This window comes from Rossellomorea oryzaecorticis, assembly GCF_045897515.1.
GTDB classification, from domain to species: domain Bacteria; phylum Bacillota; class Bacilli; order Bacillales; family Bacillaceae_B; genus Rossellomorea; species Rossellomorea enclensis.
Genome location: NZ_JBJOSA010000002.1, coordinates 336,353 through 352,255 on the forward strand (window position 1 = coordinate 336,353; position 15,903 = coordinate 352,255).

Genomic DNA, 15,903 nt, shown 5'->3' on the forward strand with positions numbered 1-15,903 from the left:
AACTTTAATAAATTTATTATCGATTTTTGTCGAATCGAAAGAAATACTAGAGAAATCCAGTGTTAGACCGGACAACCCCTTGACAATAAATTTTCTGAGATTTAAAATTAACATGTATATTTTACAAATTTTTCGAATGAATATTTGAAAGCCTAGCGCTGTATATTGAGTTCAAATGAGCAATGTACAAGCCGACATGTAAAAGACATGATGAAAGTTCATAGCAAGAGGAGGTGAAATAATGCAACCTATTACAATCATCTCCATTTTGCTTGGCCTAATCGTCGGTGTAGTTGTTGGATACCTAATTCGTAAGTCCATTGCTGAAGCAAAGATTGCCGGTGCCAGAGGTTCAGCAGAGCAGATTTTAGAAGATGCTAAGCGCGAGGCAGATGCTCTGAAGAAAGAAGCACTACTGGAAGCAAAGGACGAAAATCATAGACTTCGCACTGAAATGGAAAATGAACTTCGTGAACGAAGAAATGAATTGCAAAAACAAGAAAATCGTTTGATGCAAAAAGAGGAAAACCTCGACCGTAAAGATGATACGCTTGATAAGCGCGAAGCTTTACTGGAAAGAAAAGAGGCAGCTCTTAACGAAAGACAACAACATATTGAAGAGACGGAAAGCAAAGTGGACGAGATGGTACGATCACAGCAGACTGAACTTGAACGAATCTCGAGCCTGACTCGTGATGAAGCGAAAGGAATCATTCTCGACCGCGTGGAAAATGAGCTCTCCCATGACATTGCGATCATGGTCCGGGAACATGAAACACGTGCGAAGGAAGATGCTGACAAGAAAGCGAAAGAAGTCCTTTCACTTGCTATTCAACGTTGTGCTGCTGAACACGTGGCAGAAACAACAGTTAGCGTTGTGAACCTGCCAAATGATGAGATGAAAGGTCGAATTATTGGGCGAGAAGGACGTAACATTCGTACGCTGGAAACATTGACAGGAATTGACCTCATAATTGATGATACTCCTGAAGCGGTTATTCTTTCTGGTTTCGATCCGATCCGAAGGGAAACGGCTCGAATTGCATTAGAGAAATTAGTACAGGATGGACGTATCCACCCTGCACGAATTGAAGAAATGGTGGATAAATCCCGCCGTGAAGTGGATGAATATATCCGTGAAATCGGTGAACAGACAACATTTGAAGTTGGGGTTCACGGCCTTCACCCGGATTTGATCAAGATTCTCGGACGTTTGAAGTACCGTACAAGTTACGGTCAGAACGTTTTGAAGCACTCAATGGAAGTGGCCTACCTTTCCGGATTGCTTGCAGCCGAGCTTGGAGAAGACGAAAGACTTGCCAAGCGTGCAGGTTTACTGCATGACATCGGTAAAGCAATCGACCATGAAGTGGAAGGAAGCCACGTCGAAATTGGTGTGGAACTTGCAACTAAGTACAAGGAACATCCTGTTGTCATCAACAGTATCGCTTCCCACCACGGAGACACAGAACCGACGTCAATCATCGCGGTTCTCGTCGCAGCAGCAGATGCCCTATCTGCAGCCCGTCCGGGTGCAAGAAGTGAAACGCTTGAGAATTATATCCGTCGTCTTGAAAAGCTTGAAGAGATTTCCGAATCCTATGATGGAGTCGAGAAATCCTTTGCGATCCAAGCAGGACGTGAAGTGCGCATCATGGTAAGGCCAGAAGCCATCGACGATCTGGAATCCCACCGTTTAGCAAGGGATATCCGCAAACGGATCGAAGACGAACTGGATTATCCTGGGCACATCAAAGTAACGGTCATCCGTGAAACTCGGGCCGTTGAATATGCGAAATAATCAGGTTGACACCCGAAAGAGTGATTTCTTTCGGGGTCAGCTTTTTTATTTGTCCAGCTCCGGCGGCTAGGAGCTCGAGGTCATAAGCTAAACTTACCAAAAAGGCAAAGAACGCCTTTTCGATAAGTTCATCTTATGCTTGTCGCTCCTGAACGAGCCGCCTCCGCTTTTCGATTGTAAGAGAGTCATTTCGGCTTCATGCATAGCGGGCGGGTTAAATGTGTTACAATAAGCTACATATCGAATACTTACCTTTGTAAATACATATTGAGAAAGGGATTTATATGAAAATTTTATTTGTTGGAGACGTAGTCGGTTCAATGGGCCGTGAAATGATTTCAGAATACTTGCCTAAGCTGAAAAAGAAGCATTTACCTGATTTTACAATCGTGAATGGGGAAAATGCTGCATCAGGCAGGGGGATCACCGAAAAAATTTACAAGAGGTTCCTTCAAGACGGTGCAGATATGGTGACATTGGGGAATCATACTTGGGATAATAAAGATATTTTTGAATTCATAGATTCATCCAAGAAAATGGTCAGGCCGGCCAATTTTCCGGAGGGCACTCCAGGCAGCGGCTTAGTGTTTGGTGAAGTCCACGGTAAGACGATTGCGGTGATCAATGCACAAGGCAGGACCTTCATGCCTCCTCTCGATGACCCATTCAAGATTGTCGATGAATTGGTGGATGAAGCCAAAAAGAAGACCTCTGTCATCTTTGTCGACTTTCATGCTGAAGCAACAAGTGAGAAGCAGGCAATGGGCTGGTTTCTTGATGGGAGGGTATCAGCAGTGATCGGCACGCATACGCATGTGCAGACAGCTGATAATCGAGTTCTGCCTGGAGGTACAGCTTTTATGTGCGATGTGGGCATGACAGGGCCATATGATGAAGTCCTGGGGATGAGTAAAGACTCTGTATTAAAGAGATTCCAAACAAGCCTGCCTGTCAGGTTTGAAGTACCGAAAGACGGGCGTAAAATCCTAAGTGCATGTCTGATAGATATTGATAATAAGACCGGTAAAGCCAAAAAGATAGAGCGGATCCTTATCAATCAGGATCATCCTTTCATGGCAGAATATTAATGTTTTTCGTTCCTTTTTCACCCATACCGGAATGAATTGTCCATTTCCTGAATATAGTAGCAGTGGAATCATTTATACCAAGTTTGTTCTTTACCACGGACATGCGGTATGGGGGAAATGACAAGGAGGAAAAGGAATGGAAATATTAAAAGTTTCAGCAAAATCTAATCCTAATTCTGTAGCTGGTGCACTCGCCGGTGTTCTTCGTGAGAGAGGGGGAGCTGAGATTCAGGCAATCGGGGCAGGTGCTTTGAACCAGGCAGTAAAAGCAGTTGCGATTGCAAGAGGATTTGTGGCTCCCAGTGGTTTAGATTTGATATGTATTCCTGCTTTCACAGACATACAGATTGATGGGGAAGAACGTACAGCGATCAAATTGATTGTGGAGCCCAGATAAATAGCGGAACCCAGATAATTAGTCAGGTTGCAGTCAATGTAGATTATACGTTCGTACTTTTTATTCGGAATTCCAAGAAACAAGGCTGTTCGTTAAAGATTTTCTTTAGTGGACAGCCTTTTTATGTTTTATTATAGTACATATATGATTGAAGGAAGGATTTGAAAAGTAATGATCTTCGACGCCCATTGTGATGTATTGATGAAACTCTATCTTGATCCGGATAAATTATCGTTTCAGTCAAAGGAAGATATGCACATAACATATCCTCAGTTGAAAGAAAGAGGAGCCAGAGTGCAGTTGTTTGCTATTTATATACCATCTTACTTAAAACCGGGTCAAAGATTTCAGGCAGCTTTAAATATGGTGAATCTGTTTCACAAAAGGATCATTGAACCTCATCGGGATGTTAAATTCGTCACATCAAAAGAAGATATTGATAAGCTTCAACAACACGAGATAGGTGCAATGCTGACGCTCGAAGGCGCTGAAGCAATAGAAGAGGACATCGGTAAGCTGGAAACGCTTTACCGCCTTGGGGTGCGTTCAGTAGGACTTACATGGAATTGGGCCAATGCAGCTGCAGATGGTGCACTGGAACCGCGAGGCGGGGGGCTGACCAATTTCGGTTACGAAATGATTGATTTCCTGAATGAAAAGAGAATTTGGACTGATGTATCCCATTTATGTGAAAAAGCATTTTGGGACACGATTGAAGCATCCCGATTTCCGATTGCATCGCATTCTAATGCTTACTCAATATGCCCAAACCCAAGAAACTTGAAAAACGGGCAAATCGAAGCTCTTATAAAGAAAGACAGTGTAATAGGAGTGACCTTTGTCCCCCAATTCCTAAACAAAGCAGGCAGCGCGGAACTAACCGATATCATCAGGCATATTGAACATATATGCAGCCTCGGAGGAGAGGAACATGTTGGTTTCGGATCTGATTTTGACGGGATTGATACGACAGTAAAGGGATTATCCTTCTACAGGCAATATGATAATCTGATAGGGACCCTGCAGAGATATTATACTGATAAGCAAATTAAGAAATTTCTTTATGGGAATTTTAATAGAAGGATTAAATGCTAGAATAAAAACCGGCCCTCGCACGGCCGGTTTTTATTTATCACGGTTCAGGGAGTAGTGATTTAAAGAGAAAAGTGATAAACTTATTTAGTACGTATATAATAGAAATCTTGAATTTTATGAAAATCAAGAAATCATAGACCTGTAAGAAGGGGTGTAATAGATGAAGGAACAACTTTCATGGAAAGTTGGCGGCCAGCAGGGGGAAGGGATCGAAAGCACCGGTGAAATTTTCTCCATTGCATTGAACCGCCTTGGCTACTACTTATATGGATACAGACATTTTTCCTCGCGCATCAAGGGAGGACATACAAATAACAAGATACGTGTAAGCACGACCCAGGTCCGCGCAATTGCGGATGACCTGGATATTCTGGTGGCATTCGACCAGGAAACAATCGATGTGAACTATAAAGAACTGCATAGTGACGGTGTCATCATTGCAGATGCTAAATTCAAGCCGGAAAAACCAGAAGACACAGAGGCTTCATTGTACATAGTGCCTTTCACGGAACTTGCTTCGGAGCTTGGTACGTCCCTCATGAAAAACATGGTCGCTGTCGGCGCCACATGTGCTGTCCTTAATTTGGACCCTGAAGTATTCAAGGAAGTCGTTGAAGAAATTTTTGGACGCAAAGGTGAAACCGTAGTAGAGAAGAACATGGAAGCGATCAGACAGGGATATCAAGTCATGAAAACAGAGCTGGGGGATAAAACAGGAGCCCTGCAGCTGAAAGAAGCTGATGGACAAAAACGGATGTTCATGATTGGAAATGATGCAATCGCACTCGGTGCATTGGCAGGCGGCGTCAGATTGATGGCAGCTTATCCGATCACACCTGCATCGGAGATCATGGAATACCTGATTAAGAAGTTACCGATGGTCGGCGGCACAGTCATCCAGACAGAGGATGAAATTGCAGCTGCCACGATGGCGATTGGTGCTAATTATGGAGGGATCCGTTCATTTACTGCGTCTGCGGGACCAGGTCTCTCACTCATGATGGAAGCAATCGGTCTCTCAGGCATGACCGAACAGCCGCTCGTAGTGGTCGATACACAGCGGGGTGGACCTTCTACAGGACTTCCTACTAAACAGGAACAATCGGATCTGATGGCCATGATTTATGGTACACATGGTGAAATACCTAAAATCGTCCTGGCACCAAGTACCGTTCAGGAAGCTTTTTATGACACAGTCGAGGCTTTCAATCTTGCAGAAGAATATCAATGTCCGGTCATCATTCTTTCTGACCTTCAGCTTTCCCTCGGTAAGCAGACGGTTGAACCGCTTGATTACAGTAAAGTGGAGATTCGCAGGGGTAAACTGGTCAACAGCCAGCAAGAGCTGGAAGAATTGGAACCGAAGAAATATTTCAAGCGCTATGAAGTGACGCCTGATGGTGTTTCGCCGCGTGTGACGCCAGGAATGAAAAACGGTATCCACCATGTAACGGGAGTAGAGCATGACGAAACAGGAAAACCATCCGAATCACCGGTCAACCGCCAGGCGCAGATGGACAAGCGCATGCGAAAAATCGAAAAAATAAACTTTGATAATCCTGTTCATATCCATGCACCTCACGAAGAAGCTGATTTATTATTAATTGGTTTCAACTCTACAAGGGGTGTGATCGAGGAAGCGATGAGCCGACTGGAAGCAGACGGAATGAAAGTGAATCATGCCCATATCAGGCTGATCCATCCTTTCCCTGCAGAAAAACTCGAGCCATTAATGCAAAAAGCCAAAAAAGTGGCAGTCATCGAACATAATGCGACAGGACAGCTGGCAAGCATCATTAAAATGAATGTCGGCTACGGCAGTAAAATCAAGAATATGACGAAGTACGATGGGACTCCATTCTTGCCGCACGAAATATACTCAAGATGTAAGGAGATGAACTAATCCATGGCTACCTTCAAAGATTTCAGAAATAACGTTAAACCCAACTGGTGTCCGGGATGCGGTGACTTCTCCGTACAGGCATCAATCCAGCGCGCTGCAGCAAATGTGGGACTCGATCCCGAGAATTTAGCGGTCGTTTCTGGGATTGGCTGCTCAGGACGTATTTCGGGATACATCAATTCCTATGGATTCCATGGTATCCACGGACGTTCCCTCCCTATTGCCCAAGGGTTGAAGATGGCAAACAAAGACCTTACCGTCATAGCATCAGGAGGGGACGGGGATGGATTCGCCATCGGCCTCGGCCATACGATCCATGCCATCCGTCGGAATGTCGATATCACCTATATAGTAATGGATAACCAAATCTACGGACTGACGAAGGGCCAGACTTCACCTCGTTCCTCTTCCGGATTCAAAACGAAGTCAACCCCGCAGGGATCGATCGAACCGGCTCTTGCACCGATGGAAATGGCTTTGACAGCGGGTGCTACATTCGTCGCCCAAAGCTTTTCATCTGATTTGAAAGAACTGACTGCCCTGATCGAAGCCGGACTTAACCATAAAGGATTTTCCTTGATCAACGTATTCAGTCCCTGTGTAACCTATAATAAGATCAACACATACGACTGGTTCAAAGAAAATCTGACGAAGCTTGCCGATGTGGAAGGCTATGACCCATCCAACCGCGAGCAGGCGATGAATGTCTTGATGGAAAAAGAAGGGCTTGTGACAGGATTGATTTATCAGAACTCTGAGCAGCCTTCTTATCAGGAGCTTGTCGCCGGGTATTCAGATGAGCCGTTGAATTCTCATGAATTGCAGCTTGATGATGAGACGTTTGGCGGGTTGTTGAAGGAGTTTATGTAAATAGATAAGATTATAAGCCGTCTGCTTAAGACGGCTTATTTTTTATCCTGCAGTGGCTATGGCGCTGAAGCTTTCAGGTCCAACACGAATGGTCCCGGCTGCAGAAGCGGTGATGTATGCACTGTAAACGAGTGGACCGGCTTGCGGCTTTGGTGCATTGAAGTCTGCCCCCGAGAATGTAATAATTTGCGGTCCTGCAATTTCAAGACTGAGCTGCTGGGTGGCTGAATAAACAGTTGTGAGACCGGTTTGTTCAGTACCCCTGATAATTGTAATGGTTACTTCGGTTAAAACTGGGAGCAAAGGCAGCTGTACTGCCACGGTTCCTGAAAAAGAAACTCTTATCTGTCCTACAACTGCTTTTGTCACATCCAATCCAATAATGCCGAAAAGTTCTTCATCCCCAACCAGTATCGGGGTGGTCGTACTTTCAGCAAGACTTGCATTTTGACTTGTACGTCCATCTAAATAGATACCCATTCTACTATTTCATCCTTTCTGCTAACTAAATCTCTCTATCATATGCGCAACTCTATCAAATTGAATGATGATATAGCTGACATACATGAAAAAACAGATTTGGAAGGCTGAAAAGTTATAAAAAAATACGGAATTTAGTCAAAATTAAGTCTCATTCGTACTTCTGCTCATTATCTTTATATCGTGTGATGCTCTGCATCTTTTCAAATTTTTTGCGAAATGATAACAGGGCATGTGCTAATTCGCTTTTTTGTTTTCTTTCTTGTTGAACGATTTCCTCAAGCAACCTTACTTTTTCTCTTTCTTCCTCTAATTGTTGCTCGGTATGACTTTTATGCCTGCGAAGTTCTGTATTCACTTTATTAAAAGATTCGAGTTTCTTCATTAAAGCTTCTTTTTCCGAACGGGTATTACTAATAAGCTGCTCAATTTTTTGTTGATCCAGCATTTTCTGAGCTGCTTCGTAAATCGATATTTCTGTGACCAGCAATAATTTTTCCGTAAAATGGGTTTTAATTTGTTCTTTTCGTAAATCTTCACAAATAAACGCAACATTAATATGAAGGGAAGTGGATTCATCTTCCAGTCTTTTAATTGTATTTTTTAACGAATGAATGTCGCTTTCAAGGTGCATTGCCAATGAGCAGTTATTGTAATTCATTTTCTTTTCTTTTATAAGAGCTTTTTTTATTATTCGTAATTCTGATTGCAATCTATTGTATTCTGTCTGCATGCTCTTTACTGTTTTCAACTTTTCATTAAGTTCTTGTGAAGTGAATTCATATTTACTTCTCCACTCCTTAGCCTCTTTGGCGTGTGTTTCATTTTCAGTTTGCACACGGGACAGTTCCGATTTTATTGTTGTCAGCAGTTGAGCCATTGGTTCAGTTTCAAGCGCTCTGCATTTTTGCTGATATTTATGAAGTTCAGATTTATAATGAATGATCATTTGCTGCAGCTGGGTTTGGGTGAGCTGCTTCATTGTTCTTCACCTCTCCTCACAGTTATGCTTTCGGGGATGTATGGTTATATTTAAATGTATGTATTGAACCATGATGTGATTCCCATAGAAAAAGCCGTGTAAACTTCCCAGCGTTTACACGGCTTTATATATATAATAAATATCATTGCAATGATAGGTCATTTCTTCACGTTCGTAATATTCATTCAAAAGGTATTCGAAGATCTCAATTTTATAATTAAATTTAAAGGATTATTTGATAGCTTTATTTACTTACTTTTATTACATCCCCCCTTTTCATGTTATATAATATGAATTCTTTTCTAAAGTAATACTGTCAAATGTCTATATAATCTGCCTATTTTCAGCGGATTTTAAAAAAACTAGTAAAACGCCTATTATATTTTTTTCAGAAAAATAGGTATTTACTCTATACCAAATTCCTTCTCGTCCATAGGATATAGTGTGATATAAATATTCATTTAAAAGAAAGGAAGATTCGTTTGACAAAACGTAAACAAATCAGGGGTTCCCAGACTCCTACACCTTCAGCGTCACCGATTCCTCTAGACACGAACGACCTTGCTCCAGAATGTATCCGCGTAGACAAAGTCTATGACTGGGTGTTCTTTGCAAACAAGTATGAAAACAAGAACTTCATTCCCGATGAAGCTTGCCGCGCAGCTGTCAGTGCAGCATTGGCAGCAGGTCAGCGAGTAGAAGTTCAGACTGCTCCTGTTGATCCGTCAGATGTCAGTGTGACAGGTACGATCATCGAAAACGGTAATCCCGGCAGAGTATTGATCGTGTGGACAGTACCTGTAGAAGTAACCATCCTGATCGATGGAGTTGCTGAATGTTCTTTCACAGTCAGAACACAGTTCACTGATGAAATCGCTCTTTGTGTGCCTACAGGCATCACGAACGACAACTTGAACATTAGAGCAACGCAAGTTATTGCTTCCTCTACCGGCGGAGTATTAATGGGACCAGATCCATTCGGTCCAATGATCCCACTTCGCGTTGTACTGTGTAAAGATGTTCAAGTGGAGTACCCGGTTAAACTTGAAGTATTGGCTAAATTCTGCTTCCCGCGTCCGAATAACATTCCGCTTCCTCAAGAGAAGTTACAGTGTGACTTAAGCCTGCTTGAGTTCCCTCGTCAATGCCCTGGATTATTCCCGGTTGACAACTGTGAGTGTCAAGCAACCGCTCTTGCGAGAAATGAAGACACCGATGCTACATTCGGAACAGGCGGAGATGCAGACGTAGTTACAGGTCTTTCCACATTGAGAGCAGAAATCTGTCAAGAATGTTCGCTTGCAGACAGCACATGGTCTTACTCATTCACTGATACAGAAGTTGGTCCTACTCCTGCTCCGACAGCTACAGGATTCCAGCCTGACTTCAGTTTCTCTTTCAACCCATCTTCAATTGACAGGGTCACTTGCGGAGAAGATGCATTGACTGCAGTGGGTGAAGGTATCCGCTACTTCGACGGAGCTCCAGAACAAATGTTTTATGAGCTTCAAATCTTCACTGGATTACTTGGACCTATCGCTGAAGGGTTCCGCTTGATCTTGAGAAATACAGCTAATGCTGTAGTCTTTGACAGCGGAGTAGTAGAAGCATTAGTAGAATTCGGTGAGTGTGAAACGTTTGCTGACCTGCTGGGCGGTCTGGATGACTAATTAAATGAGGGGAGAGGAAACTCTCTCCTTTTTTTTAACATGTAAACAAACTGTACATAAGATAGTACAAATGAAGAATGTGGAGGTGAATGAAAAATGAACCACGAATCGAACGAACCTGAACATATAACCGATTATAAAAGCTTGCTTGACGATTTTTATCTATTATCCAGTGAAATTGAATCCCTTTATCATTCTTATTCAAAAAGAATGAAAAATGCTTCAGAAGAAATCTCTAAACAGAAAACAAAACAAGGAATCTACAGAACGGAGATTACAGGAAATCATGAAACGATTGAAGTATTGCTGGCTCAGATAGACTATCTGTTAATGGAAAGAAACCAAAATATGCAGCGAATAGGAGAAATCAATCGATTTCTTCATAATAAGATCGAGGTAGAAGCCATCAAGGGACCTGGTGAAGAAACAAGAGCTGAGCCAGCGGTAAACCCGGTTGAAGAAGAAACGCTTCCACCGTTCAAAGAAAATATACCTGAAATAAGGATTATTTACGAAAGAAATCTCACTGAAAATAAAAACAGGGCGGATCAATTGACCAAGAAAATGCTTGATTTATTCATTGACAGCACTGCTACCAAAATGGCAGGGAGACCTAAAGGGGAAGGAGACTTGAGATTTTTCATCTTGATGATTGAAAAAGATTTGGAACTCCTGGACTCATTAAAAAAACAATGTGAAAAAAAAGAAAGGTGGTACAAAAAGGTGTGGAGATTCTTATGGGGGAAACCAGAGGAAGTATATCATCCGGAGGTCATGAAAAAACTGAATAAAATCGAGGAGCAGCTTGTTGAGTATTCAACAAAATTCAGTGAAGTAAATAAAGTGATGGCATATCAGGCAGTCTCGTCCGACTCTGAAAATCATTACTATGAAAAAATGAACAAAATGCATGAAGACTTGAAGAAACTTGAAGAATTTTACGAAGAAGAACTGGATGCTTTAAGATCCCGGCTGGACGAGTATAAACGAAGGGAATCAGAGCTTGAAGCCAAACTTTCATTAATAGATGAAACATATACCGATACTAAGGAGAATGCAAGCAGGCGGGAAGAAGAGCTGGAGAAAGAATTAAAAAGACTGCGTTATGAGCTTCAGGCACAAACGAACAAAAAAAATGATCTCTATAGCAAAATGAAACAGAGTCCGGCTTCAACGAAGCCGTTAATTCCTGAGTCAAATCCGGAATTTGATAAATATGGAAAGGGGAATATCCCGATTCCAACAGAATCTTCAAGGAAAACAATGTTCAATCCAACGAAATATATTCGTTAGTGAAAGGAGGGGAGCAAATGCAGTATAGAGATCTTAACAAAATTTATAGACAGAGTAAAAGTGCACCCATTGGAATCAAAAAAGAACAAAGAAAGAAAATGGAAGCGCAAAGGACGAAATTCAAGTTTAAAGGCTGCGGATGCAACGCATAAAAATCAAGTCCTTCTTCCTGAAAAGATGTATGAGGAAATGATAAGGAATGGCCGCAGACTTTTGCCTAATGAGACATGTGGACTCATATCGGGCAGGTTTAACAAATGTATGACTTTCTGGCCTATGGTCAATATAGAACCCTCGCCATATTCATTTGCCATGGATGTAAATGAACAAGACCAGGTCGAAAAAAAGATGAAGCAAAAAAATCAGCGTTTTATGGGAATATTTCACACGCACCCATTTGGTCAGGCGGTTCCATCCAAAGAGGACATCCGTTCTTCATTTTATCCTGATGTGTATTACTTTATCGCAGCCATCAGCAAACGTTCTGAAGAACTCCGATGCTTCAAAATAAAAAATGGAGCTGTCCTGCCCATTGATATTGTCTATTACTAAAAGGGTGCCTGATCAGGCACCCTTTTAAGTTAATCTTCAAAATTTTGAACAAGGGGAGGGGGACAAAGATGGAGAGAGTGTCAATCATTATTCCATTTTATAATTGTCGGTATGTTGACGCTGCGATTAAAAGTGCATTGAAGCAATCTTATAAAAACATTGAAGTCATTGTAGTCGACGATGGTTCAACTCAATATGCTCATAAAGTGGCGCCGTTTAAAAATGAAATCACATATATTCGAAAGACGAATGGGGGAACTGCCTCAGCTTTAAATCTGGGTGTTAAACACGCAACAGGATCATATTTTGCTTGGCTGAGTTCAGATGATATGTTCGTCGGTAATAAGATTGAAAGACAACTTCATTTTATGCAGTCAATAAATGCACATGCATCTTATACAGCGTTTAAAACGATTGATGAAGATAACAATATAATAAACGAGATCAGATCAAGAAAGCTTAATCGTAAAACATTCCAGAAAATCCTTTTAGAAGGCTGTCCGATCAATGGATGTACGGTGATGGCCAAGATAGAATTAATTAAAAGAGCAGGCTGGTTTGATGAAAAGCTTAAATATACCCAAGATTATGAAATGTGGTGCAGGCTGAGTCAGTATACGAATATTCATTATTTAGATGAAATACTCACGTTATACAGGGTGCATAAAAAAATGGGTTCCTATACTCATGGAAAATCCATTCATATCGAGTCCGCCGCAATCAAGAACAAATATAAGAAAATTTTCGAAAAGAATGATCGAAAATAACATATGACTGAAAGGCCCCTCGCAGAAGAGGGGCCTTGGTTATTTTTGAAGAATTCACTTTTTAAGAAACGAACGATAAGTCTGCAGGATTCCTTCTTTGAGTGAAAAAGAAGGCGACCAATTTAATGAATTCACTGCCTTTGAATTATCAAGACAGCTGTGTTTGATATCCCCGATCCGATTTTCTGAATGAAAATAATCAATTGGAGAAGGGTGCAGCTCGTTTAATAATTCAATCAGCTTATTGATTGAGGCAGAGGAACCTGTACTGATATGAAAGATGTCATTAGAGTGGTGCATACTTGCTGCAATATTAGCATCCACAATGTCCTGTACATATATGAAATCCCTGGTTTGATCACCGTCGCCGTTTACTTTTAAACGCTCACTTTGCTTCAACTTTTCCAAAAAGATTGCAATGACTCCTCCTTCTCCTTTTGCTGTTTGCCTCGGTCCGTAAACATTACCATATCGCAGGATTGAAAATGGTACAGAAAAGAAATCGCCATACAGTTGTATATACTTTTCTGCTGAAACTTTAGATAAACCGTAGAAGGAAGCCGGGTTCAGTGGGGATTGTTCAGTCAACTTTTTATCGGGGCCATTTCCGTATACAGCTGAGGTTGAAGAAAAAATAAACTTTTTTATCGGAGCTTTTCGGCACCCGTCCAATAGATTGATTGTTCCAATAAGATTTGTTTTCATATCTTGATAGGGACACTCAGTAGATCGGTTCACATCTGCCTGGGCGGCTAAATGATAGATATAATCCGGTTTATGAAGATCTATGAGCTCAACGATGGAAGGATCTGAAATATCTAACTCATGAAAAACCGCTGCAGGATTAACGTATTCTTTTTTACCGCTGCTTAAATTATCTATGATATGAACTTCTGTGCCCATATCAAGTAAAGAATCTGTTAAATGTGAACCTATAAAACCCGCTCCTCCTGTTACAAATGCTTTCACGATAGAATCACCTTTTCTTTTTAACAGTTTATGCACATATAAACTTTTTGCTGGAACAGTGACCCAGAGTTGCTGAAGAAGTTACTTATGACACTCCTAATGTCTGAAGCATGGAGCAGAAATGCTTACGATATTGCTCATGACTGAACTGAGTCTTTAAATGAATGAGCGCGTTATCGATGATCTGTTTCCTAAGCTGGACATTATTCATTAATAGATCGGCTTGACGGAGGGCTTCATCAATATTGCCTATCGAGTAATACATACCGGTATGATTGTGAATGATGGAGCTTCTAACTCCATCAGAATCTGTAGTCAGGATGGGGCATCTACAACTCATCGCCTCAAGAAGTGAGTACGGGGCACCCTCTACTTTGGAAGTAGAACATAGGAAACCTCCTGAGTCTCCTATTCTAGAAAAATAATGCTGCATCTGGCTGTGTGGAACATCTTGCAATAAAACTAAATGACGATCCAAATTCAACGTATGTTTCATATTATTAAAATCTTTTCTTTCTTTTTCGGTCGATAAACTGGGATCCTCGAACATATATAATTCAATATTCAAGTTTCTCTTAAGCAGGCCACTTCCTATTTTTAGAAATTCTCTCCAATTCTTATTATCTTCCAACCTCCCGATCCATGCGATGATGGGTTTGTTTTTCTGAGGGAGTGGTTTATAACTGAATGCATTATGATTAAAACAATTGTTAAATGCAAAAGCAGGCTTTGAAGGGAAAAACTCATTAAATAATGCCCCTATATGAGAAGTCTTTGGATAAAGAAGACCATTACAATATTGGTTCACATAGGGAATCGCTTTTTTTAATTCAGCCCTTGCTGTACTTTTGGGTCCAAGGCCCTGTATTTCAAGGATAATCTTCCCTTTAAAGCCTAATCTCCTGAATCTCTCCATTCCAGAATAGTCTGAGGTAATGATGATGGCATCATATCTCCCATTTTTCAAGATCTGCTGTATTTCATAATCCTGATTGGTTATATAAACATTTGTATCCTCATGATTGAGCAGGTTCCTCCTTTTACTATAGTAAAGAAACTCGCACGCGATCCCAGCAGGTCTTAATGCAGCCGCCCGTTCTCTATTAAGTGTTTCTACACCGCCGCTAGGCACATAAAACACAAATAATATTTTCAAATTCAACCCTCCAATGATGTTTCATACTATTTATATATGATTGTCTATAAGATTTGTAGCGGGCTTAACCACTATTAATTGGATGAATCCCTTAAATTGACTATTTATGATGTCAAAGTGAACATGCTGTACATATTATATGAAGAGTGAATTACAGAGGAATCTGGCATAAGGCAGGTGGAAAATTGAATCCTAAAGTATCAATCATCATTCCATTTTATAATTGTGAATTTATAGACCAGTCTATTAGAAGTGTTCTTGAGCAAACGTATAATAATTACGAAATTATAGTAGTAGATGATGGTTCAACGAAACATACCGAAAAAGTCCTCCCATTCATGCAAAGGCTAACATATTTAAAGAAAACGAACGGAGGGACGGCCACGGCGGTGAATTGGGGAATCGACCATTCCAAAGCTGACTATATAGCATGGTTAAGTTCAGACGATATGATGCTTCCGGATAAATTAGATTCTCAAATGAGAGACTTAATCAAGCACGGAGCAGACCTTTCGTTTACTGATTATAATGTCATCGATCAAAATAATAACGTTTTATTGAAAAATGTGAACTTTAAGTTCATGAATGATCAACAAATATACGGGGAAATGTTTGACCGCAATCCAATAAATGGATCGACTGTTCTTGTGAAAAGGTCGGTGTTTGAGGAAATAGGGTATTTTAATCCTGCGTTAAAGTTTACCCAAGACTATGATATGTGGCTTAGGATGGTCGTTAGAAACTACAGGCTCCACTATTTAGACAGGGTTTTAACATTGTATAGGTCTCACCCAAAAACGGGTACATCTAACAATCAACGAAAAATGAAGGAGGAAATATTCAAACTGAGGTCATATTACAGGCGGTATAGAAAATGAAG

At 41.0% G+C, this 15,903-nt stretch carries 16 protein-coding genes; 12 read left to right on the forward strand and 4 right to left on the reverse strand.

Annotation, left to right across the window (positions count from 1 at the left end; all coding sequences use genetic code 11):
- Window positions 1-241 precede the first annotated feature (241 nt).
- From rny to ACKA06_RS03835, 6 genes are all read left to right on the forward strand, one after another.
- Window positions 242-1,801 (forward strand): ribonuclease Y, encoded by a 1,560-nt coding sequence (gene rny / locus ACKA06_RS03810; protein ID WP_032088763.1) that lies wholly within the window; start codon window positions 242-244, stop codon window positions 1,799-1,801.
- 284 nt (window positions 1,802-2,085) lie between these two features.
- Window positions 2,086-2,889 (forward strand): TIGR00282 family metallophosphoesterase, encoded by an 804-nt coding sequence (locus ACKA06_RS03815; protein WP_032088762.1) that lies wholly within the window; start codon window positions 2,086-2,088, stop codon window positions 2,887-2,889.
- A gap of 136 nt (window positions 2,890-3,025) precedes the next feature.
- Window positions 3,026-3,286, forward strand: a complete 261-nt coding sequence (gene spoVS / locus ACKA06_RS03820; protein ID WP_032088761.1) for a stage V sporulation protein SpoVS — start codon at window positions 3,026-3,028, stop codon at window positions 3,284-3,286.
- A gap of 171 nt (window positions 3,287-3,457) precedes the next feature.
- A complete protein-coding gene (locus ACKA06_RS03825; protein WP_198257744.1) occupies window positions 3,458-4,381 on the forward strand; it encodes a dipeptidase in 924 nt (307 codons plus the stop codon).
- Between the two features lie 160 nt (window positions 4,382-4,541).
- Window positions 4,542-6,284 (forward strand): 2-oxoacid:acceptor oxidoreductase subunit alpha, encoded by a 1,743-nt coding sequence (locus ACKA06_RS03830; RefSeq protein WP_411159016.1) that lies wholly within the window; start codon window positions 4,542-4,544, stop codon window positions 6,282-6,284.
- Between the two features lie 3 nt (window positions 6,285-6,287).
- On the forward strand, window positions 6,288-7,154 hold the full coding sequence (locus ACKA06_RS03835) for a 2-oxoacid:ferredoxin oxidoreductase subunit beta (protein WP_198257742.1): 867 nt from the start codon (window positions 6,288-6,290) through the stop codon (window positions 7,152-7,154).
- Between the two features lie 42 nt (window positions 7,155-7,196).
- Here the strand turns inward: ACKA06_RS03835 and ACKA06_RS03840 are convergent, their stop codons facing one another.
- Together ACKA06_RS03840 and ACKA06_RS03845 are read right to left on the reverse strand one after the other, a co-directional pair.
- Window positions 7,197-7,634 carry a hypothetical protein gene (locus tag ACKA06_RS03840; RefSeq protein ID WP_214874034.1) on the reverse strand — a complete coding sequence of 146 codons (438 nt, stop codon included), beginning with the start codon at window positions 7,632-7,634 and terminating at the stop codon, window positions 7,197-7,199.
- Window positions 7,635-7,785: 151 nt separating this feature from the next.
- Window positions 7,786-8,616, reverse strand: coding sequence for a coiled-coil domain-containing protein (locus ACKA06_RS03845; RefSeq protein WP_411159017.1), 831 nt, complete (start codon window positions 8,614-8,616; stop codon window positions 7,786-7,788).
- 482 nt (window positions 8,617-9,098) lie between these two features.
- Here ACKA06_RS03845 and ACKA06_RS03850 point away from each other — a divergent pair, with 482 nt between their 5' ends.
- The 5 genes from ACKA06_RS03850 to ACKA06_RS03870 all read left to right on the forward strand — a co-directional run bounded on the left by ACKA06_RS03850 (window position 9,099) and on the right by ACKA06_RS03870 (window position 12,898).
- The gene (locus ACKA06_RS03850; protein ID WP_198257740.1) at window positions 9,099-10,286 is read left to right on the forward strand and encodes a BMQ_0737 family morphogenetic spore coat protein; all 1,188 of its coding nucleotides are present in this window, start codon (window positions 9,099-9,101) and stop codon (window positions 10,284-10,286) included.
- A 96-nt stretch (window positions 10,287-10,382) separates the two neighbouring features.
- Window positions 10,383-11,579 (forward strand): hypothetical protein, encoded by a 1,197-nt coding sequence (locus tag ACKA06_RS03855; RefSeq protein WP_411159018.1) that lies wholly within the window; start codon window positions 10,383-10,385, stop codon window positions 11,577-11,579.
- 17 nt (window positions 11,580-11,596) lie between these two features.
- Window positions 11,597-11,731, forward strand: coding sequence for a hypothetical protein (locus tag ACKA06_RS03860; RefSeq protein ID WP_268876304.1), 135 nt, complete (start codon window positions 11,597-11,599; stop codon window positions 11,729-11,731).
- 25 nt (window positions 11,732-11,756) lie between these two features.
- Window positions 11,757-12,131, forward strand: coding sequence for a M67 family metallopeptidase (locus ACKA06_RS03865; RefSeq protein WP_411159039.1), 375 nt, complete (start codon window positions 11,757-11,759; stop codon window positions 12,129-12,131).
- Between the two features lie 68 nt (window positions 12,132-12,199).
- Complete coding sequence (locus tag ACKA06_RS03870) at window positions 12,200-12,898, forward strand: glycosyltransferase (RefSeq protein WP_198257737.1); 699 nt, start codon at window positions 12,200-12,202, stop codon at window positions 12,896-12,898.
- A gap of 54 nt (window positions 12,899-12,952) precedes the next feature.
- Here the strand turns inward: ACKA06_RS03870 and ACKA06_RS03875 are convergent, their stop codons facing one another.
- The gene (locus ACKA06_RS03875) at window positions 12,953-13,867 is read right to left on the reverse strand and encodes an NAD-dependent epimerase/dehydratase family protein (protein WP_198257736.1); all 915 of its coding nucleotides are present in this window, start codon (window positions 13,865-13,867) and stop codon (window positions 12,953-12,955) included.
- Between the two features lie 85 nt (window positions 13,868-13,952).
- Window positions 13,953-15,023 (reverse strand): glycosyltransferase family 4 protein, encoded by a 1,071-nt coding sequence (locus ACKA06_RS03880; protein WP_198257735.1) that lies wholly within the window; start codon window positions 15,021-15,023, stop codon window positions 13,953-13,955.
- A 185-nt stretch (window positions 15,024-15,208) separates the two neighbouring features.
- On the opposite strand from ACKA06_RS03880, the gene ACKA06_RS03885 reads away from it, so the two are divergent.
- Window positions 15,209-15,901, forward strand: a complete 693-nt coding sequence (locus ACKA06_RS03885) for a glycosyltransferase (protein WP_198257734.1) — start codon at window positions 15,209-15,211, stop codon at window positions 15,899-15,901.
- The last annotated feature ends 2 nt before the right edge of the window (window positions 15,902-15,903 follow it).

Coding starts and splice junctions, on each gene's coding strand:
- ACKA06_RS03815 (WP_032088762.1), top strand. CDS start 2,086: ATGAAAATTTTATTTGTTGGAGACGTAGTCGGTTCAATGGGCCGTGAA.
- ACKA06_RS03870 (WP_198257737.1), top strand. CDS start 12,200: ATGGAGAGAGTGTCAATCATTATTCCATTTTATAATTGTCGGTATGTT.
- ACKA06_RS03860 (WP_268876304.1), top strand. CDS start 11,597: ATGCAGTATAGAGATCTTAACAAAATTTATAGACAGAGTAAAAGTGCA.
- ACKA06_RS03825 (WP_198257744.1), top strand. CDS start 3,458: ATGATCTTCGACGCCCATTGTGATGTATTGATGAAACTCTATCTTGAT.
- ACKA06_RS03835 (WP_198257742.1), top strand. CDS start 6,288: ATGGCTACCTTCAAAGATTTCAGAAATAACGTTAAACCCAACTGGTGT.
- ACKA06_RS03840 (WP_214874034.1), bottom strand. CDS start 7,634: ATGGGTATCTATTTAGATGGACGTACAAGTCAAAATGCAAGTCTTGCT.
- ACKA06_RS03845 (WP_411159017.1), bottom strand. CDS start 8,616: ATGAAGCAGCTCACCCAAACCCAGCTGCAGCAAATGATCATTCATTAT.
- ACKA06_RS03865 (WP_411159039.1), top strand. CDS start 11,757: ATGTATGAGGAAATGATAAGGAATGGCCGCAGACTTTTGCCTAATGAG.
- rny (WP_032088763.1), top strand. CDS start 242: ATGCAACCTATTACAATCATCTCCATTTTGCTTGGCCTAATCGTCGGT.
- ACKA06_RS03855 (WP_411159018.1), top strand. CDS start 10,383: ATGAACCACGAATCGAACGAACCTGAACATATAACCGATTATAAAAGC.
- spoVS (WP_032088761.1), top strand. CDS start 3,026: ATGGAAATATTAAAAGTTTCAGCAAAATCTAATCCTAATTCTGTAGCT.
- ACKA06_RS03830 (WP_411159016.1), top strand. CDS start 4,542: ATGAAGGAACAACTTTCATGGAAAGTTGGCGGCCAGCAGGGGGAAGGG.